The sequence below is a fragment of the Corallococcus terminator genome (genome assembly GCF_003611635.1).
GTDB lineage: Bacteria > Myxococcota > Myxococcia > Myxococcales > Myxococcaceae > Corallococcus > Corallococcus terminator.
In genome coordinates this window covers 1-19,987 of sequence record NZ_RAVZ01000028.1, presented here as the reverse complement: position 1 = coordinate 19,987, position 19,987 = coordinate 1, and the positions used below count along the sequence as shown (strand labels likewise).

General features: G+C 67.9%; 17 protein-coding genes. 11 read left to right on the top strand and 6 right to left on the bottom strand.

Features of this window, described 5'->3' with window-relative positions; genetic code table 11:
* Positions 1–72: 72 nt before the first annotated feature.
* Positions 73–1,341, bottom strand: a complete 1,269-nt coding sequence (locus D7V88_RS06640; RefSeq protein ID WP_120539757.1) for a CCA tRNA nucleotidyltransferase — start codon at positions 1,339–1,341, stop codon at positions 73–75.
* A 106-nt stretch (positions 1,342–1,447) separates the two neighbouring features.
* On the opposite strand from D7V88_RS06640, the gene D7V88_RS06635 reads away from it, so the two are divergent.
* The 4 genes from D7V88_RS06635 to D7V88_RS06620 all read left to right on the top strand — a co-directional run bounded on the left by D7V88_RS06635 (position 1,448) and on the right by D7V88_RS06620 (position 5,715).
* Positions 1,448–1,897 (top strand): DUF4326 domain-containing protein, encoded by a 450-nt coding sequence (locus D7V88_RS06635; RefSeq protein WP_120539756.1) that lies wholly within the window; start codon positions 1,448–1,450, stop codon positions 1,895–1,897.
* 70 nt (positions 1,898–1,967) lie between these two features.
* The gene (locus tag D7V88_RS06630) at positions 1,968–3,299 is read left to right on the top strand and encodes a carbohydrate binding domain-containing protein (RefSeq protein ID WP_120539755.1); all 1,332 of its coding nucleotides are present in this window, start codon (positions 1,968–1,970) and stop codon (positions 3,297–3,299) included.
* Between the two features lie 80 nt (positions 3,300–3,379).
* Positions 3,380–4,939, top strand: coding sequence for a Kelch repeat-containing protein (locus D7V88_RS45375; RefSeq protein ID WP_120539754.1), 1,560 nt, complete (start codon positions 3,380–3,382; stop codon positions 4,937–4,939).
* An 89-nt stretch (positions 4,940–5,028) separates the two neighbouring features.
* Positions 5,029–5,715, top strand: a complete 687-nt coding sequence (locus D7V88_RS06620; RefSeq protein ID WP_120539753.1) for a phosphatase domain-containing protein — start codon at positions 5,029–5,031, stop codon at positions 5,713–5,715.
* A gap of 84 nt (positions 5,716–5,799) precedes the next feature.
* Here D7V88_RS06620 and D7V88_RS06615 read toward each other — a convergent pair whose 3' ends face one another.
* On the bottom strand, positions 5,800–6,612 hold the full coding sequence (locus tag D7V88_RS06615) for a hypothetical protein (RefSeq protein ID WP_120539752.1): 813 nt from the start codon (positions 6,610–6,612) through the stop codon (positions 5,800–5,802).
* Positions 6,613–7,010: 398 nt separating this feature from the next.
* On the opposite strand from D7V88_RS06615, the gene D7V88_RS06610 reads away from it, so the two are divergent.
* Positions 7,011–7,802 carry a hypothetical protein gene (locus D7V88_RS06610; protein WP_147448639.1) on the top strand — a complete coding sequence of 264 codons (792 nt, stop codon included), beginning with the start codon at positions 7,011–7,013 and terminating at the stop codon, positions 7,800–7,802.
* A 65-nt stretch (positions 7,803–7,867) separates the two neighbouring features.
* Here the strand turns inward: D7V88_RS06610 and D7V88_RS42930 are convergent, their stop codons facing one another.
* Positions 7,868–8,023, bottom strand: coding sequence for a hypothetical protein (locus tag D7V88_RS42930; RefSeq protein WP_158625021.1), 156 nt, complete (start codon positions 8,021–8,023; stop codon positions 7,868–7,870).
* Between the two features lie 187 nt (positions 8,024–8,210).
* Between D7V88_RS42930 and D7V88_RS06605 the strand changes: the two genes are divergently transcribed.
* Both D7V88_RS06605 and D7V88_RS06600 read left to right on the top strand, forming a co-directional pair.
* Positions 8,211–8,756 (top strand): (R)-mandelonitrile lyase, encoded by a 546-nt coding sequence (locus D7V88_RS06605; RefSeq protein ID WP_120539750.1) that lies wholly within the window; start codon positions 8,211–8,213, stop codon positions 8,754–8,756.
* Positions 8,753–9,085: a carboxymuconolactone decarboxylase family protein gene (locus D7V88_RS06600; protein WP_120539749.1), complete on the top strand. Its 333-nt coding sequence runs from the start codon at positions 8,753–8,755 to the stop codon at positions 9,083–9,085. The genes D7V88_RS06605 and D7V88_RS06600 overlap by 4 nt, the downstream gene beginning before the upstream one ends.
* Before the next feature lie 3 nt (positions 9,086–9,088).
* Here the strand turns inward: D7V88_RS06600 and D7V88_RS06595 are convergent, their stop codons facing one another.
* On the bottom strand, positions 9,089–9,994 hold the full coding sequence (locus D7V88_RS06595) for a LysR family transcriptional regulator (protein WP_120539748.1): 906 nt from the start codon (positions 9,992–9,994) through the stop codon (positions 9,089–9,091).
* A 213-nt stretch (positions 9,995–10,207) separates the two neighbouring features.
* Here D7V88_RS06595 and D7V88_RS06590 point away from each other — a divergent pair, with 213 nt between their 5' ends.
* The 3 genes from D7V88_RS06590 (at position 10,208) to D7V88_RS06580 (ending at position 17,537) form a co-directional block, all read left to right on the top strand.
* Positions 10,208–11,251 (top strand): NAD(P)-dependent alcohol dehydrogenase, encoded by a 1,044-nt coding sequence (locus tag D7V88_RS06590; protein ID WP_120539776.1) that lies wholly within the window; start codon positions 10,208–10,210, stop codon positions 11,249–11,251.
* 18 nt (positions 11,252–11,269) lie between these two features.
* Positions 11,270–14,413: an efflux RND transporter permease subunit gene (locus D7V88_RS06585; protein ID WP_120539747.1), complete on the top strand. Its 3,144-nt coding sequence runs from the start codon at positions 11,270–11,272 to the stop codon at positions 14,411–14,413.
* Positions 14,414–14,618: 205 nt separating this feature from the next.
* On the top strand, positions 14,619–17,537 hold the full coding sequence (locus D7V88_RS06580) for a CBM96 family carbohydrate-binding protein (protein ID WP_244238024.1): 2,919 nt from the start codon (positions 14,619–14,621) through the stop codon (positions 17,535–17,537).
* Positions 17,538–17,593: 56 nt separating this feature from the next.
* Here D7V88_RS06580 and D7V88_RS06575 read toward each other — a convergent pair whose 3' ends face one another.
* Positions 17,594–18,148, bottom strand: coding sequence for a hypothetical protein (locus tag D7V88_RS06575; RefSeq protein ID WP_120539745.1), 555 nt, complete (start codon positions 18,146–18,148; stop codon positions 17,594–17,596).
* A 128-nt stretch (positions 18,149–18,276) separates the two neighbouring features.
* Here D7V88_RS06575 and D7V88_RS06570 point away from each other — a divergent pair, with 128 nt between their 5' ends.
* Positions 18,277–19,248: a M91 family zinc metallopeptidase gene (locus tag D7V88_RS06570; RefSeq protein ID WP_158625020.1), complete on the top strand. Its 972-nt coding sequence runs from the start codon at positions 18,277–18,279 to the stop codon at positions 19,246–19,248.
* Between the two features lie 36 nt (positions 19,249–19,284).
* On the opposite strand, the gene D7V88_RS06565 is transcribed toward D7V88_RS06570, so the two are convergent.
* Complete coding sequence (locus D7V88_RS06565; RefSeq protein WP_120539743.1) at positions 19,285–19,875, bottom strand: TetR/AcrR family transcriptional regulator; 591 nt, start codon at positions 19,873–19,875, stop codon at positions 19,285–19,287.
* Positions 19,876–19,987: the final 112 nt, after the last annotated feature.

The window sequence follows — 19,987 nt, the reverse complement described above, 5'->3', positions numbered from 1 at the left end:
GGGCCTGGACGCACGGCCGGAAGGCACTCCAGGCCCCCTTCCCTGCCCTCCAGCCGGGGGGAAGGTGGCCTTTCAGTCGCTTCGCGTCGTGTTCCACGCCGTCAGCAGCGCGCGGAGCTGGTCGGCCGTGTTCCGCGAAGGGTCGTCCAGCACCGCCTCCACGAGGTGGCGGGTCGCCTCGCCCACCTTCGGGGACGGCCCGATGCCCAGCGTGGACATGATGTCGCCCCCGGTGAGCGCCAGCTCCTTCGCGGACAGGGGCGGCTTCGCGGCCGCGAGCAGTCCCAGTCGCTCGGCCAGGGACGCCAGCGCGGGGAGCTGGTCCGGCGCCCGGGCCTGGACGCGGGCCTGCGCCACCGCGAGCAGCGCGGGGAGCTGCGCCGGGCCCACCCGCGCGAGCAGCCGGCGCAGGGACGGATCCGTGTCCGACAGGCGCGTCTCCAGCTTCGCGTGTTCGATGAGCAGGCCCACGAGGTCGGCGGACTTGTTCGGGAACTTCAACCGCATGCACAGCTCACGGGCCTGGGGTCCCGTGACGAGGTCCGCGAGCAGCGTGGCCATGCGGACATCCAGGTCCAGCGGCGCGGCCTGCGTGGCGACGCGGGCGAGCCGGGCGGCTTCGGCATCCGCGCGGGCCAGCTCCGGCAGGAAGACCTCCAGGAGCCCCGTCTCCGCGAGGAGCTGGAGCCCTGCTTCGGCGCGCGGGGACAGCAGCAGCTTGCAGAGCTCCTCGCGCACGCGCTCCAGGGCGACCTTGCGGAAGACGGCCAGGGTCGCGGGGATGGCGTCGCGGGTGTCGGGCTCCAGCGTGAAGCCCAGCACGGCGGAGAAGCGCACGGCGCGCAGCGGGCGCAGGCCGTCCTCGGAGAAGCGCTCCAGCGCGGAGCCCACGCATTTGATCAACCGGGCCGGCAGATCCACCTGTCCGCCGAACGGATCCACCAGCTCCTTGTCCAGCGGGTTGTACGCCATCGCGTTGATGGTGAAGTCGCGCCGGGACAGGTCCTTGACGATGTCTCGCTCGAAGGACACGGAGCTGGGACGGCGGCCGTCCAGATAGTCCCCCTCCGAACGGAACGTCGTCACCTCCACGTGGTTGCCCCCGGTGACGACCGTGACCGTGCCGTGCTGGATGCCGGTGGGGATGACCTTGCGGAACGCCTTCTGGACCTCCTCCGGAAGCGCGCTCGTCGCCACGTCGAAGTCCTTGGGGTGGACCTGGCGGACCATGTCCCGCACACAGCCGCCCACCAGATAGGTGGCGTGGCCCAGCTCGCGCAGGCGGGCGATGACTTCGAGCACGGGCTTGGGGATGTCGGCGTTGTGGAGGTTGGCGATCATGGCTGCTGGGGGTGGGAGGAGGCGGGCGGCTTACGTTGCCCCCTTCCAAGGGGCATTGCCAACCGGATCGCCCGGGGGGTGCCCGTCTGGTAACGGTGGGAAGGCCATGTCTGAATCCCGCACCCTCGCGGTGCACGTCCACGATGCCTGTGACGTGTACGTGGGCCGAGCCTTCCGCGTCTGGACGAAGCCCGGTCCCCTCAACCCCGTCCCGGGCCGCTTCGGCAATCCGTTCAAGCCCGGAGGCGTGAAGACGCAGAAGGCGATGCTTCGCACCTACTTCGAACCCTGGCTGTCCGCCCTCCCCGCCGACGAGGCCGCGCGGATCCGCGAGGAGGCGCTGCGCCGCATGGGCCCGGAGCCGGACGCCTTCGAGTCCTTCCGCTGGTACCTGGAGCTGCGCACCCGTCACGACGCGGACTACCTGCGCGACGTTCGGGCCCTGCGCGGCAAGCGCCTGGGCTGCTGGTGCAAGCCGGGGCCCTGTCACGCGGACGTGCTGGCCGCCTGGCTGGAGACCGGCCCTGGCGGTCGTCCGGCCTCCTCGCGGGAGTAGAACCTACTGGCCAGATGGTTTCCTTGATTTATAAGTAGGCAGGTATTTCACGCCTTTCAAGGAGAACACGATGAGTGAAATCAACATCCGCCGTGGGTCCCGTTTCCGTCACGCCTGGGCCCTGGTGATGGCACTGCCACTGGCCTCCGCGTGCAGCCCGGCTCCGGAGGCTCCTGAAACAGAGGCCGAAGCGGCACAGGCGCCAGCGCCGCTCATGTCCGCGATCACCAACACGTCCTTTGAAACGAATACCAGCGGCTGGTCTTCGTGGCAGGGAACGTTGACGCGGGAAGCCCGGACGGGAGCACCGGATGGCCAGTACGTCGCTCGCGTCACCGTCGGCGGCGCGGCCACCCTGTATTCGCTGGACGGCGCGCAGAGCGCCATCGCCAACGCACCGCAGGGCCAGACGTATACGGCGACGGCGTATGTCGCCGCGGGCAACACCGGCACGGTGGGCAAGCCCGTGAGCCTCATCCTCCGGGAGAAGAGCGCCTCCGGCACCACGTACAAGCTCTTCACGGCGGACGCGACGCTGACCACCGCCTTCCAGCGGCTCACCATCACGGGGACCGTGGAGCGCGTGGGTGACACGGTGGATGTGTATGTCCTCCAGAGCCAGGCGACGTCGGGCAATGCCATCCTCGTGGATGCCGTGACGCTGGTGGCCGGGGGCGGCTCGGGCCCTTCAGGCGAACCGATGCCGGTGGGCGACCTCACGAACTGGCGGCAGGTGTTCACCGATGACTTCACCACCTCGGTGCCGGTGGGCCAGTTCCCGGCGGCGGTGTCGTCGAAGTGGAGCGTCTATCTGGACGGTTGGAAGGACACGAGCAAGCACGGCACCTATTCCCCCTCCACGGTCGTCAGCATCCAGAACGGCGTGCTCAACAAGTACCTGCACACCGTGAACGGCGTGCACCGGGTCGCCGCGGTGCTCCCCAAGATTCCGGGCGCGACGGCGAGCGGCGGACTGCCCGCGGGTCGCTTCGCGGTGCGGTTCAAGGCCGACCCGGTGCCCGGCTACAAGACGGCGTGGCTGCTCTGGCCGGACAGCGAGGTGTGGCCGCGCGACGGGGAGATCGACTTCCCGGAAGGCGACCTCGACGGCACCATCGCCGGGTTCATGCACCGGCAGAACGGCACCTCCGGCGGGGACCAGGACGCGGTCTCCACCAGCGCGCGTTTCACGTCATGGCACACGGCCATCATCGAATGGACCCCGGGCCGGTGCCGTTTCATCCTGGATGGGACGGTCATCCTGGACAAGACCAGCCGCGTGCCCACCACGCCGATGCACTGGGTCCTCCAGACGGAGACGGACCTGAGTGGCACCGCACCCTCCTCCAGCGCGGCCGGCAACGTGCAGATCGACTGGGTCGCCGTCTGGGTTCCGAAGTGACACCCACGGATTTCATGTTTCACGCGTTACACTGAGACTCCGCGTGCGATGCTCCTGGCTTCACCCCCCAGGAGCACCTCATGTCCCTGTCGTATTGGAAGTCGTGGGTTGTCGTTCCCTTGATGTGTTGTTTCGCTTGTGGTCCCGCAATCACACCCACGGAGCTGGAGATGCCGGAGGACGGCGTCGAAGCCTCCCAGTCATCCGCGGTCGTCGTCAGCGGGGGCTCCCTGCTGTCGGCGCGCTATCAGCACACGGCCACGTTGCTCGGCAACGGCAAGGTGCTGGTGGCGGGTGGCGGAACGCCTTCCGGCGAGATGGCCACCACGGAGCTGTATGATCCGGCCACCCTGACGTCGAGCAGCGGCCCGTCCATGGCCACCGCGCGCCGCTCCCACACCGCCACGCAGCTCCAGGACGGCAGCGTGCTCGTCGTGGCCGGCATCGGAGGAAGCGTGATCGCGTCCGCCGAGCGCTACCTGCCGGGCACCAACACCTGGACCGCCGCCGCGCCCCTGCCGCGCAACAGCTACGGGCACAGCGCCACGCTGCTCGCGGACGGGCGGGTGCTGGTGGTGGGCGGGGTCGGCATCGTCACCAATGCCCACCTCTACACGCCGTCCACGAACACCTGGGCGGCCACGGGCTCGCTCAACGCCGGGATGATGGGGCACGCCGCGGTGCGACTCGCGGACGGGCGGGTGCTCGTCGCGGGCGGTGGCAACTACACCACGTCGTCCAGCAACCACGCGGAGATCTGGGACCCCGCCACGGGCGCGTGGACCACCGTGGCCTCGATGAACACGGGCCGCAACGGCCACACGCTGCACCTGCTCGCCAATGGGAAGGCGCTCGTGACGGGCTATGCGCGGGCGGCGGAGCTGTACGACCCGGCGACCAACACCTGGACGAACACGGGCAGCACGGCCGTCACGCACTCGTCGGCGCCGTCGGTGGTCCGGCCTGACGGGAGCATCCTGATGGCGGGGGGCTCCTTCAACACCTACGGCGTGGAGCTGTACACGCCCGCCACCGCCGGATGGATCACGTTGGGGGCCATCACCCAGGGCCGCACCGATCACCCCACCATCGCGCTGGCGGACGGGCGCGTCCTGTTCATCGCCGGGACCACCTACAACGCCCAGGGCAACATGCAGGCGCTCTCCAGCGTGGAGGTCTACGATCCAACCGCCACCTGCGCGCCCACGACCTGCACGGCCCAGGGCAAGAATTGCGGCACCATCTCCGATGGCTGTGGCGCCACGCTGAACTGTGGCACCTGTAGCACCGGACAGACCTGCGGCGGCAACAACGTCTGCTCCTGCACCCCGACGACGTGCGCCGCGCAGGGCAAGAATTGCGGCACCATCTCCAATGGCTGCGGCGGCACCCTGAGCTGTGGCGCCTGTGGCACGGGACAGACCTGCGGCAGCAACAACGTCTGCGTGGCGAGCGCTCCCTCCTGTTCCCACAACGTCTGCACCACGGGCGCCGCACTGCCCCGGACGTGCAGCGGCTGTGTCAACACCGTGTGCTCGCAGGATCCGTATTGCTGCAACACCGCCTGGGACAGCCTCTGTGTCAGTGAAGCCAGCCAGTGGTGCGCCATCGCCCAGCCGGGGTGCGTCACCCCGATGTAGGCAGGGCCCGGGGTCCCTGGGACGACTCGAAAGCCCATCCCGGGGATTCCGACCCGGAGCAGGACGGCTGGGATTAGGCTGCGCCGCGAATGAAATACGCCTTCGTCTTCACCACCGCCGCGGCCCTCCTGGTCTTCCTGGCAAGCACCCTCCAGGGCCTCGGGTGGCTGCTGCTGTGGCCAGCGGTGAGCTTCGCCGGGGTGGCGCTCGCCTACGCGGGCCTCGGTCCGGGCGTCTTCGGCAAACAGCCAGACGGGAGGATGCGGCCGGGGGCGGTCCTCGCGCTCCTGCCCTACCTGGGGCTCACCTGGAGCACCTGGCACCTCGCGCGGATCCTCTCGCGCGAACGGCCCCACGATGAAGTGGCGCCGGGCGTCCGGGTGGGACGCCGGCTGTTGCCGGGCGAGCTTCCCGGGGGCACCGCGGCCGTGCTCGACCTGACCTCCGAGTTCATCGAGCCTGCGGGAATCCGGGGGACCTGCCGCTATGTGTCGCTGCCCATCCTGGATGCATCGACGCTGCCCCTGGAGCAGGTGGTCCCGGTCCTGCGGGAGTTGGCCACCCTGCCCGGCCCCATCTACGTGCACTGCGCCCAGGGCCATGGTCGCACGGGCATGATCGCCGCCGCGCTCCTCGTCGCACGGGGGGATGCGCCGGATGGGCGGACGGCCCTCGCGAGCGTGCAACGCGTGAGGCCCGCGGTGCGGCTGTCCCCCGCGCAGACACATGCGCTCGACCTCCTGTCGGAGGCGCTGCGGCGCCCGCCCGCGGCGTGACAGGCCCTCCCGGAAAACGACACGCCGGACGGGGAGACCCTCCCGCCCGGCGTGGAACCTGCTCAGGAGACCTGCGGACGCCGACTACTTTCCGGCGACGAAGGACTCACCCAGGATGGTGAAGTCCTTGGCGGCGGCCTTCACGTCGATGCCAGAGAAGCCGGTGTAGGGGTAGTGACCCTCCTTCACCTCTTCGACGATCTCCAGGTAGTCGCCCTTGAGCTGCTTTCCATCCACATCCAGCGTGAAATCACCCGGCCGGCCGCGGAAGCTCCAGACGCAGGCGCCCGTGGTGATGGAATCGAAGAAGCCCGTGGAGGCGTGATTCCGGAAGCCGATGTTGATGGGGTGGAAGCGGATGTGGATGTCGTACCACGAGGAGTTGACGCCGTAGTCCCACTCGTAGTGCTGGAAGCCCAGGAAGCGGTTGTTCTGATACAGGTTCACGCGGTACGCCGAGCCGCCCGGCGTGCCCGTGAACGTGGGCTGGAGGACCACCTCATCCCCGTTGCCCGTCAGGCCGATGCGCAGCGAGCTGACCACCTGGTCACCATCGCGCGCCGTCAACTCGAGGCCCTGCGCCGACGCGCCAAGCCCGATGATGTCAGGCGTCAGCTCCCAGCTCGTGGCCCGGGGGAACACGCTGGTGAAGCCGTCCGTCTTCACGTCCGCGAGCCCGGAGACCGCGATGCCCTTGCCGCTCTTCGCGACCTTCGCACGGCCCGTCGCGCAGTTCTTGATGCCGGAGAAGCCTTCGACGCACTGCTGTTCGGCCTTCGCTTCCTGCGTCGAGAGCGCGTCACCGGCCGGTGACTGCGTCTCGTCGCCCTGGCAACCCGCGGCGGTCAGGCTCAAGAGCGCAGCCGCCACCAGGCGGCACGTCAGTTGGATATTCATGGATGGGACCTCTCGTTGGGGGGATGGAGAAGAACTGTCTGCCGGGTCCGATGACGACCCGGCGCGGACCCATGCACCCTTCGAGCCAGGGCTACCGCAACGCGGCATTTCCTCTGAGACACACCGACATACCCGCAGGGAAACCGGCGCTGAGTAGCAGGGTGCGCCACAGATTCACGCGAGCCGTAACATGTTTCGCTACAGCCCAACACACCCCGAGTCACCCTGGCTTCACACAGCGTTGACTCCCGCGGGATGTGGCTGCGGAGAAGTCAAACACCACGTCACCCACCGCACAATCACCTGCACTGAACGGTGCCCCTCCCTGCAACACGATTGAAGGCCCATCCGCATTCCCTCAATGCTCCCTTCTTCCTATTCCTCCACAAGGCGGAATCATGCCCATACGCAAATCCCAGAGACTCGCCAATCCAATCAAAACCCTACCAGACTCCGTCAAACTGACCGATGGCAAGCAGTACGGGATTCACGACAGCAACAAGAAAGCGACAACAGGCAACAAGGAAACGGCATCGCTGTTTGTCAACACGACGGCTCCGAAGCCGAAGACTTTCGAAGGAGTACTTACCAGTCCGACCCGCTACCAACGAGGAAGCGACTCCTTCGAGCGACGCCAATACCCCCAGGCTCCCCAAGACTGCATGCACAACGCGGAGCAGTTCCTGCACTCAAAGGAACTTCCGCTGCCCAACAAAAAGCAATACACCCTTGCCAGCAAGGAAAAGGTGACGGGGCAAGTGCTGGGTGATAGCGAAGCCAAGAACATCAAAGCTTCTCAAGATGCCATGGAGAAGAACAAGAAAGCAGTGGGCGTCGGCGCGAATCCCAAGCCCGGGGAAGCCTATGGAATCATCAGACAACGAGCCGAGCCGGATGTTGTTCAGTCCCCGTACCACTTCGCGCCCGTGGTCGCCAGGGACGGCAAACAAACCCTCACCGTGGAGCAGACGGCGGGGAGAGCGGACGCCAAAACGACAAACACTGCCCACCCCATCCTCGACATGTACAAGGTCGGCGACACCAAGGACTCCTTCCAGGGGAGGTATGGCACAAAGGATGGGTACGGCGAGGATGCCATCGCCATCGTGGCCCAGAAACACGGGCCGGAAACACGAGACGTGACGCCTGAGCCTTCGGAACGTCCGGCCAAGCGCCGCAAGCTCTTCTGACCGCGCCGCGGCTGTAACATGTAACGTTACAGACCGATACACGCAGGGTCACGACGGCTCCACTCTCAGCGCGCGCTTGCGGCCTTCTTGCGGAATTCGATGATGGGCGACGCATCGAGCTTCCACTCGCCGTTGACGCGGCGGACTTCGATCTGCACCGGTGCGGCCGAACTCTGGAGTACGACCCGCTCGGGCTCCTCCAGCAAGCGGGTGATCTTCATCTCCCGGTCATCACTGCGCCCACCCAGCCTCTGCGTCCCGCCGCCACGTCCAACTCCTTGCTCGCTGTTAAGCACGGCTTAAGAGCCTATGGGGTCCCGTGCGCCTAATCCAGCGTGGGACCTGAGCGTATCTTCCTCCGTGAGTAGGTTTTGGTCTGGCAGGAAGATGTTGAACCCAGGAGTGGAAATGAAAACGCTCGCCACGACGGTCTTATCGCTCGCGCTGCTCGGTCCCGCGCTCGCGCAGAGCGTTGCTCCCGGTGGCCCCAAGGGGGTGGTTGCTCCCCCGGCTGCTTCGAGCGGCAATGCGCAGAAGCTGAACATCGCTCGAAACGGCTCGCAGGCCTCCTACAAGGGGCCCGCCGAGAACTTCACGGGCTCTGTCCGCGTCGACCCGTTGTTCCAGCCAAACGCTCCCTCACGCACGGCGGGCGCCTACGTCACGTTCGAGCCCGGTGCCCGCTCCGCATGGCACACCCATCCGCTCGGGCAGACGCTGATCGTCACCGCCGGCTCGGGCCGGGTCCAGCGCTGGGGCGACCCGGTCGAGGTGATCCGACCCGGAGACAGGGTCTGGATCCCGCCCGGGCAGAAGCACTGGCATGGCGCCTCCCCCACTACCGGGATGACCCATCTCGCCATCCAGGAGCAGCTCGAAGGCAAGAGCGTCGAATGGCTGGAGAAGGTCAGCGACGCGCAGTACGGCAGCCTGCCCCAAGGAGAGAACCCATGAGCAACCCCAAGCCTGAATCCGCCGCGCAGAAGGCCCTTGGCGACTTCGCGCCGAAGCTGGTCGAACTCACCGACGAGGTGCTCTTCGGAGACGTCTGGGAACGGCCGCAACTGTCCAAGCGCGACCGCAGCCTGATCACCTGCGCGGCACTCGTCGCGACCGGCAAGACCGAACAGATGGACTTCCACTTCCCGCGCGCCCTCGAAAACGGCGTGACGCAGGAGGAACTCGTCGAACTCATCACCCACCTGGCGTTCTACACCGGCTGGCCCAACGCCATGTCGGCCGTGACGCGCGCCAGGGCGCTGCTGGCGAAGAAACAGCCCTGAGCCCTACAGCGTCTTCACGGACAGCTCCCGGGCCACTTCCACGAAGAGGCGCAGCGGCGTCGAGCGCTGCGCACGGCTGGGGTAGTAGAGGAAGAAGCCGGGGACCGTGGGCGCGTACGCTTCGAGCACCCGTTGCAGCCGTCCGGTCCTCAGATGCTCGGTCACCAGGGGCTCGAAGACATACGCCAGCCCCACTCCCTGCTCCGCCAGGGGTACCGTCAGATGGCTGGCATTGGTGACCACCCCGCCACGCACCGGCACGCGCCAGTTCCTGCGGCCCCGCTCCAGCTCCCAGGCGTAGAGCGCTCCAGTGGACCGCATGCGGAAGGTGATGCACTCGTGGTTCAACAGGTCCTCGGGGCGCTGGGGCGTGCCGTGGCGCGCGAGGTAGTCCGGCGAGCCCACCACCACGAAGCGGAACGCATCGGTGAGACGCACCTGCACCATGTCCCGCTCGATGGCCTCGCTCAGCCGCACGCCCGCGTCGTAGCCCTCCGCCACGATGTCCACGAAGCGCTCCTCGACGACGACCTCCACCTCCACCCGCGGGTGCCGCAAGCGGAAGGCGGGGACCACCGGGGTGATGATGTACGGCACCGCCGCCGTGGGCACCGACAGCCGGACACGGCCCACCGCCTCTCCCGGTTGCGCGGAGACCTCGGCCAGGGCGGTGAGCGCCTGCCCCAGCGCCGGGCCCGCCCCCTCCACGAGCCGCCGTCCCGCGTCCGTCAGCGACACGCTGCGCGTCGTGCGCGTGAGCAGCACCACGCGCAACTGCCCCTCCAACTGCCGCACCGTCTGGCTCACCGCCGCCGTGGAGACGCCAAGCTCGCGCGCCGCGCCGCTGAAGCTGCGCAGGCGGGCCACGGCGAGGAACACCTGGAGCTGGGAGAAGGGAGCCGTATTCATGCGCGAGAACCACCTTCGAGGGCTGCTGGGAGCGGTTGCTCCACCGCTTGCATGCGGCCACGCTACCGGAGCACGTCCGCCGCACTGTTAAGTCTCACTTAAGAGCCTATTGCCTCCTCCGTGCGTAGTCATCCCCGGTGCTGGCGCGTACTTCTCTTCGTGAACGGGGCTCAACAGCAACAGCCCCAGTCCCCCCACGGAGATTTGAAGAACATGCTCACCGTCAATGCCTACGCGGCCACGTCCGCGACCGCCCCGCTCGGTCCGACCACCATCGAGCGTCGTGACCTCGGCCCTCGCGACGTCCTCATCGAGATCAAGTTCGCCGGCATCTGCCACTCCGACATCCACAACGCTCGCAACGAGTGGGGTGGAGCGACCTACCCCATCGTCCCCGGCCATGAGATTGCCGGCATCGTCTCCAGGGTCGGCGCCGAGGTCACCCGCCACGCCGTCGGCGACCGAGTCGGCGTCGGTTGCCTGGTCGACTCCTGCCGCGAGTGCGTGAACTGCCGCAAGGGCGAGGAGCAGCACTGCCTCAAGGGCTTCATCGGGACCTACGGCGGCGTCGGCAGGGACGGCAAGCCCACCCAGGGCGGCTACTCCACCCACATCGTCGTGGCCGAGGACTTCGTCCTGAAGATCCCCGAGGGCATCTCGCTCGACGCCGCCGCGCCGCTGCTGTGCGCCGGCATCACGACGTACGCGCCGCTGCGCCACTGGGGCGCCGGTCCCGGCAGGAAGGTCGCCGTCGTGGGGCTTGGCGGGCTCGGGCACATGGCCGTGAAGATCGCGCACGCGATGGGGGCCGAGGTCACCGTCCTGTCGCAGTCGCTGAGCAAGAAGGAGGACGGCCTGCGCCTGGGTGCGGACCACTACCACGCCACGAAGGATCCGGAGACGTTCCAGAAGCTCGCCGGAACGTTCGACCTCATCGTCAACACGGTGAGCGCGAAGATCGACCTGGACGCCTACCTGTCACTGCTCGCCCTGGACGGGACCTTGGTCAACGTGGGCGCCCCCGCGGAGCCGCTCTCGCTCCAGGTGTTCTCCCTCATCATGACCCGCCGCTCGTTCGCGGGCTCGCTCATCGGCGGCATCCAGCAGACGCAGGAGATGCTCGACTTCTGCGCCAAGCACGGGCTCGGCTCCGACATCGAGGTCATCCCGGCCACCAAGATCAACGAGGCCTACGAGCGCGTGCTCGCCTCCGATGTTCGCTACCGGTTCGTGATCGACATCGCGACCCTGAAGTAGCCCCACGGCCTCCCCACCATGGTGAATTTCTTCATCCGGCGGCCCGTGTTCGCGGCGGTCCTCTCCATCCTGCTCACCCTGGTGGGGGCCATCGCCATCCCCAACCTGCCCATCGCGCAGTACCCGGACCTGGCCCCGCCGCAGGTGACGGTGACGGCCACCTACGTGGGCGCCAGCGCCGAGGTGGTGGAGAGCGCCGTCACCATCCCGCTGGAACAGGAGATCAACGGCGTGGAGGGCATGCGCTACATCTCCTCCACTTCGAGCAACGACGGCACCAGCGCCATCACCATCACCTTCGAGCCCACCCGTGACATCGAGGTGGCCACGGTCGACGTGCAGAACCGCGTGGGCCGCGCCGCCGCCCGCCTGCCCTCGCAGGTGAACCAGACGGGCATCGTCGTCAACAAGGGCGCCAACCAACTGCTCATCTCCTTCGGCCTCTACAGCCCCGATGAGCGCTTCGACGCCGAGTTCATCAGCAACTACGCCGACATCAACCTGAAGGATGCCCTCAAGCGCGTGCGCGGCGTCAGCGACGTGCGCCTGTTCGGTGAGCGCAGGTTCAGCATGCGCCTGTGGTTGGACCCCACGGAGCTGGCCCGCCGCAAGCTCACGCCCCAGGACGTGGCGCGCGCGCTCCAGGAGCAGAACCTCCAGGTGGCCGCCGGTCAGGTGGGCCAGCCTCCCAGCCGCTCGAATCAGGACTACCAACTGGCGGTGCGTGCGAGCGGCCGGCTCATCGAGCCCGAGGAGTTCGACGAGATCGTCGTGATGCGCGGCTCCGACGGCCAGTTGGTCCGGGTGAAGGACGTCGGCCATGCCCAGATGGGCGCGGAGAACTACAGCCAGTTCTTGCGCTTCAACGGCCGCCCTGCCCTAGGCCTGGGCGTCAACCAGTTGCCCACCGCCAATGCGCTGGAGGTTCGCGACGCGGTGGCCCGGGAGATGGAACGGCTGGGGCAACAGTTCCCCTCGGGGCTGGAATACCGCGTCTCCACCGACACGACGCTCGCGGTGCGTGCCTCCATCCATGAGGTGCTCAAGACGCTGGTGGAGGCCATTGCCCTGGTCATCCTCGTCATCTTCCTCTTCCTGCACGGCTGGCGAAGCGTGCTGATCACCGCGCTCACCCTCCCCGTGTCGCTGGTGGGCACCTTCGCCTTCGTCAAGCTGTTCGGCTTCTCCATCAACACCCTCACGCTGTTCGGCCTCACCCTGGCCACGGGCCTGGTGGTGGACGACGCCATCGTCGTCATCGAGAACATCGAGCGGCTGATGGTGGAGAAGGGCTTCAGTGCCCGGAAGGCCGCGCGCGAGGGCATGAAGGAGGTGGCCGGCGCGGTGGTGGCCATCTCCATCGTGCTGGTGGCGGTGTTCGTCCCGGTGGCCCTGTTCCCCGGCACCACGGGCATCATCTACCGCCAGTTCGCCCTCACCATTGCTGCCTCGGTGGGGCTGTCCACGGTGTGCGCGCTCACGCTCACGCCCGCGCTGTCGGCCCTGCTGCTCAAGCGCCACCACGGGGAGAAGTGGATCTTCTTCCGCAAGGTGGATCAGGTGCTCGACGGGACGAAGCGCCTCTACGGCGGGATGCTGCGCCGCCTGCTCAAGCACCCCTTCGCGGTGATGCTCGTCTTCGTCGGCTTCCTCGGCGCCACCGTGGCCCTCTTCAGGGTGGTGCCCACCGGCTTCATCCCGGACGAGGACCAGGGCTACTTCATCATCTCCGTGCAGGGGCCCGAGGGCATGTCACTCACCCGTACGGAGAAGGTGGTCAAGGAGGTGGAGACCATCGTGAGCGCGCAGCCTGAAGCGCGCGTCATGTTCGTGGTCGGCGGCACCTCCCTGGGCAACAACGGCCCCAACCTGGCCCAGGTCTACGTCAACCTCCAATCCTGGGAGCAGCGCCAGGGCGAGGCGCATTCGGTGGCCGCGATGGTGGAGCGGCTGCGCGGCCCGCTCGCGGCGATTGGTGAGGCGAAGGTGGTGCCCCTGCTGCCGCCCGCCATCCGAGGCGTGGGGGCGGTCGGCGGCTTCCAGTTCATCGTCGAGGACACCTCGGGCGGACGCGGGCTGTCCGAGCTGGCCACCGCCGCCCAGGAGCTGGTAGGGCGCGGCGGTGAGGACGACCGCCTGCGCGGCGTCTTCACCTCCTTCACGGCCGACACACCGCTGCTGAACGTGGAGGTGGATCGCCAGAAGGCCAAGGCGCTCGACATTCCCATCGATCAGATCTTCGGCACCCTTCAGCTCTACATGGGCAGCCAGTACGTCAATGACTTCAACTACGCGAGCCGCACCTACCGCGTGTACCTGCAAGCCGCGCAGCAGTTCCGCGACACGCCGCAGGACATTGGCGCCTTCTATGTCCGCAGTGACAACGGGGAGATGATTCCGCTCGAGTCCCTGGTGAAGGTGACGCCGACCACGTCCGCGCAGATCATCCGCCACTACAACCTCTTCCGCTCCGCGGAGCTCAATGGACAGGCAGCCCCCGGCGTCTCCTCCGGGCAGGCCATGTCCACCCTGGAGGCGCTGGCCGCTCAGGTGCTGCCCCAGGGCACGAGCACGGAATGGTCCGGCCTCTCCCTTGAACAGAAGGAGAGCGGAGGCCAGACGATCGTCATCTTCGGACTGGGCCTGCTCTTCGTCTTCCTGGTGCTCGCCGCCCAGTACGAGAGCTTCACCCTGCCCCTGGTGGTCATCCTCTCGGTGCCGCTGGCGGTGCTGGGCGCCCTGGGATTGCAGATGCTGCGCGGGCTGCCCAACGATGTCTTCTGCCAGGTGGGGCTTGTGATGCTCGTGGGTCTGGCGAGCAAGAATGCCATCCTCATCGTGGAGTTCGCGGAGCAACTGCGCGAGCAGGGACGCAGCGCAGTGGAGGCCGCCATCGAAGCCTCCGAGGTGCGCCTGCGCCCCATCCTGATGACGTCCATCGCCTTCCTGCTGGGCGTGGTGCCTCTCATGCTGGCCACGGGCGCCGGTGCCGCTTCTCGCAACAGCCTGGGCACGGCGGTCTTCGGAGGCATGCTGGTGTCCACCGTCGTCAACCTCGTCTTCATCCCCAGCCTCTACGTGCTCATGCAGAAGCTGCGGGGCGAGTCGAAGCGGGCGCTCGATGAGGAGGAAGACGAGGAGCTGTCCGCGGCGCACCCTTGAACGCACTGCGTTGCCCTTCGTCGAATGACAAACATCTCACCGGCCAGAAGCCAACCCAGCCTCCCGGTCTGGCTCGACTGTTGCTGATGCCTCTCTTCGCAGTCCCTGAAGGAGAGTCAGCGTGAGACGGATGACAGGTGCAGTGGCGTTGTGGGGAATGGGTGTGGTGCTCGCGACCTTGAGTGGGTGCGGAGCGCCACTGGCAGTGGAAGAGAATTCACACGAGCCGGGGGCGGAGACGGTCGGCACGGAGGGCGCCGCGTTGACCACGCGGACGGTCGTCCTGGAGCCCACGGCGGACGCGCACGTGGAAGCCGCGTTCCCGACGACACGCTTCGGCTCTTCCTCCACCTTGAAGGTCGCGCAAACGCCCACGGCGCTGACGTACCTCCGGTTCTCGGGGGCCCAGCTCCCCGTCGCCGGGACGGTGACGTCCGCGCGGCTGCGCCTGTTCGCGCTGAACAACGCCTCAGAGGGCGTCGCCGTGCACAGCCCAACGGGTGTGCACACCTGGAACGAGGACGTGACGTGGGACACCCGGCCGAGTTGGAGCGATTCCTGGCTCACCTCCACGTCGGGGTCCGTGAGCAGCGGAACGTGGGTGGAGCTCGACGTGTCGGGCACGTACTTCCCCAGCCGCTACTACAACGTCAGCTACCTGCTCTCCGCGAAGGGCACGGACAGCCTCACGTTCGCGTCGGGTGAATACGCCGAGGTGGGCTTGCGACCGCAGTTGGTCCTCACCGTCGAGTCGGGCGAAGACAACCCACCGCCGCCCCCCGCGCCGCTCACGCTCTCCGGCGCGCCGGTCTCCTTCGCCGCGAGCGCCGACACGTTCGTTTCGGCGGACAGCCCGACCGTGGCCCAGGGCAGCGCCACGACGTTCAAGGTGGACAGCGCGCCCATGCAGGAGGCCTACCTGCGCTTCCCGGTGCAGGGGCTGACGGAGGCCGTGCAGCGCGCGGTGCTGCGCCTGTACGTGAGCTCCGGTTCGGATGAGGGCCCGGCCGTGTACGCGCTGACGGGGCAGCCCTGGAGCGAGTCGATCGTCACGTGGAATTCGCGGCCGGCCCGCACGGGCAGCGCGGTGGATGCCGCGCAGGGCGTCGCGACGGGGAGCTGGGTGGACTACGACGTGACGGACCTGGTGCGGGGCAATGGGGACATCTCGTTCGGGCTGTATTCCACGTCGAGCGACGGCGTCACGTTCCACTCGCGGGAGAGCGCGAATGCGTCACTGCGTCCCCAACTGCGGGTCTGGACGGGCGCGTCGAAGCCCGCTCCAACGGATGCATGCCTGACGCGCACGGAGTACGTCGCGGACCCGCTCCCCGCGCTGCACGACACCTACGCGGCGGCGGATGCGCCGGACACGAAGTTCCAGCACCGCGCCTCGCTGCGGGTGGACGCGGATCCCCGGGAGGAGGCCTTCCTGCGCTTCGATGTGCAACTGCGACCTGAGCGCATCCAGCGGGTGGCGCTGCGCCTGTATGCCATTGACGGCACGGGCAACGGCCCCCGGCTGTACCGGGCGACGGCGTTCGAGGGGGCGACGACGGATTGGAACCACCGCCCGACGGCGCAGGGCGAGCCGCTCGTGGACCTGGGAGCGGTGTCGCGGGATGCGTGGGTGGAGCTGGATGTGACGAACGTCGTGACGGCGTCCGGGACGTATGCCTTCGCGCTGCTGCCGGACAGCACCAACAGCGTGGGCTTCGCGTCCACGGACGCGGAGGAGCACGGCATCCTCGGTGGCGCGCCCCGGCTGGTCGTCACGTATGAGAGCGCTCCGTTCTGCTCGTACCGGGGCACGAAGCCCTCGGGGACCACGGCCTGGGTGCGCCAGGAGGGAGGCGCGGAGCCCGAGTCTCCCCGTCACGTGGCGCCCGCGCCGGATGGCGGGTTCGCGGTCGTCACCCGGTTGTCCGGCACGGCGCCCCTGGCCCCCGCTTCGGGCCACAGCGTCTCCCTGCACCGGGCGGATGGGAGCGTCGCGTGGACGCGCTCCTTCCCGCAGGCAGGGGTGCTCCTGGAGAAGGTGGTGGTGACCGCGGTGGGCAACGTGCTGGTCGCTGGCAGCTACACGGGGGCGCCGGACCTGGGCAAGGGTGCGCTGCCCCAGGGCTCCGGCATCGTGGTGATGAAGCTCACGCCCACGGGCACGGTGGACTGGACGCGCGGCTTCCGGGCCTGGTTCGACACCACGGACGACCACTACGACAACCCGATGAACGTGCTCGACCTGGCCACGGATGCCCACGGCAGCGCGGTGCTCGTCGGCACGTTCTGGGGCTACACGGACTTCGGCACCGGGCCGGTGTACTCGGGCAAGCCGTTCCCGTACGACGACGATTACCCGAACTCCTATGTGCTGAAGCTCCAGTGGGACGGCGCGCACCTCTGGTCGCGCGTGCTGGCAACGCCGTCCCTGACGGGCACCCAGGCGAGGAGCGTCGCCGTGGATGCCAGTGAGCGCGTCATCGTGGGCGGCGTGGCGGGGTACGACACCGACTTCGGTGGCGGCGCGGTCGCCGGGCGCGGAGGCTTCGTCGCCCGCTATGGCGTGGGCGGCGACTTCGGCTGGGCGCGGGTGTTGAGCGCTCCGCGAAGCGACGTGTCCTCCGTGGCCGTGCTGCCCGACCAGCGCATCGCCTTCACCGGGAACTTCAACGGCTACCTGTCGTTCGCCGGGCAGGGCTACGTCAGCCGTGAGCCGGAGGAATATGACGGGCCCAGGGATGCGCTCGTGGGCGTGCTCACCGAGGCGGGCGGAGACGTGGCCCTCCGTCAGTTCGCGCACTCCGGGTTCACGGACATGGTGGTGGACGGGGCCGGGAACATCGTGACGACCCAGGACGGCGACGGGAACCTCGTCGGGCTGGGCGAGGTCGGCTCGCAGCAGGACATGCTGCCCCGGCCGACGCTGGCGGCCTTCGGTCCCAACCTGGAGTCCCGGTGGGTCCGCGTGCTGGGGCCCCTGTCCACGTATGGCCTGCACCTCGCATCCTCGCCGGACGGCCTCGTGGTGGCGGGCACCCTGGCACAGGCGTTCGAAGTGGACGGCACCTGGTACACGCCGCGCGCCCGGAGATCCGACGTGCTGCTGATCAAGCTGAAGGAGTAGTCACCCGGGCCTCGGGGCTCCCGCCTGCGAGCGGGGCCCCGGGGCGCCGGCGCCTCTCACAGCATCTTGCAGTAGTAGACGCTCATGTCGTCGCACCACCAGCCCCGGCACTTCGCGCCGCGGATGAAGTAGCCCTCGGGGGCCCACCAGAAGCTGGTCTCGTCGGAGATCCATCCCGACCAGGCACAGTCCCCTACGGTGCGCCCGGTGATGTATGTGCATTCCAGCGACACGCTGTCGCAGTAGCCCCCGGAACACGACAGGCCCGTGACCCAGGAGCCCGAGGGACAGAGGGTTGGGTTCACCGTCTCCTCGGAGAACGGCTGCGTCCACGTCACGTTGGCGTACCCGGAGTTGCGCGGGATGTTGTTGCAGACGAGCCCCACGTTGTCGCAGTTGAAGCCGCCACACCCCAGGCCATACGCCACCGACGTACCGCTGCAGTGGATGGGCGGCTGCTCCTCCGACGTCGAGCCCGCGTAGCTCGACGCCTGCTGGACCTCGGACCACTGCGCCTCGTCGCCCGGGAGGCCCTCCTCCTCCAGGCCGGGGCCGCAGCCGGGGAAGGACAACACAAGGGTCAGGGCGGCGAGCAGCGTCAGTCGCTTCATGGGGGCGTTTCCTCTCAGGGAAGGGACCTTCCCCGGTGTTACGCCCGCGCCCTGGAACATTCCCGCGGCCCTACAATGCTGGCGTGATGTTGTATGCTTTGACCCAGCCCCCCAGGAGGTCCCCCCCTATGCCGTCCAAGCTCAAGCTGCCGTCGCTCAAGACGTCCACCGCCAGCACGCCGCGCACGCCGGCCACGTCCACGCCGAAGTCCGCCGCGAAGCCAGACGACTGGTACATGAAGAAGCCGCTGGGCGCCCCGAAGCTGGTGAGCCAGCCCGCGGATGAGAAGAAGCTCACGGACGCCATCAAGCGCGACCTGCTCAGCCCGGGCCTCAAGGTGCGCACGGAGGAGGTGGCGCTGGAGGACGACCGCAAGGTGCGCATCACCACCGTGGGACAGATCAAGATTGGCGAAACGGACAAGCAGCCGGGCTTCACCCGGGCGGCGCTGACGGACCTGCAGAAAATCTCCAGCACCCAGACGGGCCGCATGGAGCTGGAAGGCATCAACCGCCACTCGGGCCTCAACGGCACCACCGAGAAGCACGTGCAGATCTGGAAGAAGGACGAGAGCGGCACCACCGACAAGGCGGCCGCCAGCAAGCCGTTCGGCATCCAGGAGGGCGCCAAGGTGGAGTACAGCCCGCAGAACGGCATCCCCGATCCGAAGCACGCCTCGCACAAGGAGAAGTACGGCGCGTGGGGCACGCCCGACAACAAGCCCTCCGACTCCACCCTCCTCCATGAGTTGCACCACGCGCGCGAGTACGTGGACGGCACCATCGACACCAAGAGCGCGGTGAAGCGCGGCAACAAGTCGGACCTGGCGCTCAGCGAGATGAGCGCCGCAGGCCTGGATGGCTTCAAGGACAGCGCGTTCATCCAGGGCAAGGCGCCGCTGACGCGCCCGTCGGAGAACACCTACCGCCACGAGCAGGGCCTGCCGCAGCGCACCTTCTACTCGGACAAGGCCGAGGTGAAGAACACCGGCGTCAACCGCCTGCTCAAGGGCCCCGTCAACCTGGAGCCCAAGCTGTCCACCGAGGACGCGGCGAAGCTCGCGACCTACAAGGACAAGACGCCGGTCATCAAGGAGTAGCCCGTCCTGGGCCAGGCCAGCTTCCTGGACGGCGCGCTAGGCCTTCCTGGACAGCCAACTGACGATGAGCGAGGCCAGGGTCTCCGCCGCCGTGGCCTCATCGACGAGGCCACGGAGCATGTCGCGTGAGATCGCCTCCGCCGCGCCGATGATGCCGACGCAGCGCAGGTGCAGCGCGTCCTTCTTCAGGTCCGAGTAGGGTGCGAGCGCTTCGCGATAGATGGCCACGTAGCTGTCGAGCAGCGCGCGATGGAAGGACTCCATCTCCTCGTCGCCCTTCAGCGCCGCCGTGATGGCATGCCACTCCGGGCCGGCCGACGTGCAGCAGTGCATGTAGGCGGCGCTCATGACCCGGGCGACGTCCTCCAGCCGCTTGCGCGTGCGCTTGAGCGCCTCCAGGAGCGCCTGGACCTGGCGGGCGTCAATCTGCTCGTAGAGGGCAATCAACAACCCCGACCGCGTCTTGAAGTGCTCGTAGGCAATGGGCTTGCTGACGCCAGCCCGCTCGGCCACGTAGCCGAGCGTCAACGCGTCGGTCCCCTGCTCTCGAACGATGGTCTGCGCGATGTCGAGCAACTGCTCGCGTCGCTGCGCCTTCGGCAACTTCCTGGCGGGGGTCTCACTCATGCGGGTGACGTTTCGTAATCCCCCCGGGTGGCCACCTCCAAGAAAACATGGCGAACCTACTATTGGTAACTTACTTATCGTAGCGAAGGTCGAATCCGTACCCGCCCTGCCC

Bases quoted from the DNA above. Each gene is read 5' to 3' on its own strand.
- D7V88_RS06570 (WP_158625020.1), top strand. From the start codon at position 18,277: ATGCCGTCCAAGCTCAAGCTGCCGTCGCTCAAGACGTCCACCGCCAGC.
- D7V88_RS06600 (WP_120539749.1), top strand. From the start codon at position 8,753: ATGAGCAACCCCAAGCCTGAATCCGCCGCGCAGAAGGCCCTTGGCGAC.
- D7V88_RS45375 (WP_120539754.1), top strand. From the start codon at position 3,380: ATGTCCCTGTCGTATTGGAAGTCGTGGGTTGTCGTTCCCTTGATGTGT.
- D7V88_RS06585 (WP_120539747.1), top strand. From the start codon at position 11,270: ATGGTGAATTTCTTCATCCGGCGGCCCGTGTTCGCGGCGGTCCTCTCC.
- D7V88_RS06565 (WP_120539743.1), bottom strand. From the start codon at position 19,875: ATGAGTGAGACCCCCGCCAGGAAGTTGCCGAAGGCGCAGCGACGCGAG.
- D7V88_RS06610 (WP_147448639.1), top strand. From the start codon at position 7,011: ATGCCCATACGCAAATCCCAGAGACTCGCCAATCCAATCAAAACCCTA.
- D7V88_RS06605 (WP_120539750.1), top strand. From the start codon at position 8,211: ATGAAAACGCTCGCCACGACGGTCTTATCGCTCGCGCTGCTCGGTCCC.
- D7V88_RS06575 (WP_120539745.1), bottom strand. From the start codon at position 18,148: ATGAAGCGACTGACGCTGCTCGCCGCCCTGACCCTTGTGTTGTCCTTC.
- D7V88_RS06630 (WP_120539755.1), top strand. From the start codon at position 1,968: ATGAGTGAAATCAACATCCGCCGTGGGTCCCGTTTCCGTCACGCCTGG.
- D7V88_RS06620 (WP_120539753.1), top strand. From the start codon at position 5,029: ATGAAATACGCCTTCGTCTTCACCACCGCCGCGGCCCTCCTGGTCTTC.
- D7V88_RS06615 (WP_120539752.1), bottom strand. From the start codon at position 6,612: ATGAATATCCAACTGACGTGCCGCCTGGTGGCGGCTGCGCTCTTGAGC.
- D7V88_RS06590 (WP_120539776.1), top strand. From the start codon at position 10,208: ATGCTCACCGTCAATGCCTACGCGGCCACGTCCGCGACCGCCCCGCTC.
- D7V88_RS06635 (WP_120539756.1), top strand. From the start codon at position 1,448: ATGTCTGAATCCCGCACCCTCGCGGTGCACGTCCACGATGCCTGTGAC.
- D7V88_RS06640 (WP_120539757.1), bottom strand. From the start codon at position 1,341: ATGATCGCCAACCTCCACAACGCCGACATCCCCAAGCCCGTGCTCGAA.
- D7V88_RS06595 (WP_120539748.1), bottom strand. From the start codon at position 9,994: ATGAATACGGCTCCCTTCTCCCAGCTCCAGGTGTTCCTCGCCGTGGCC.
- D7V88_RS42930 (WP_158625021.1), bottom strand. From the start codon at position 8,023: ATGAAGATCACCCGCTTGCTGGAGGAGCCCGAGCGGGTCGTACTCCAG.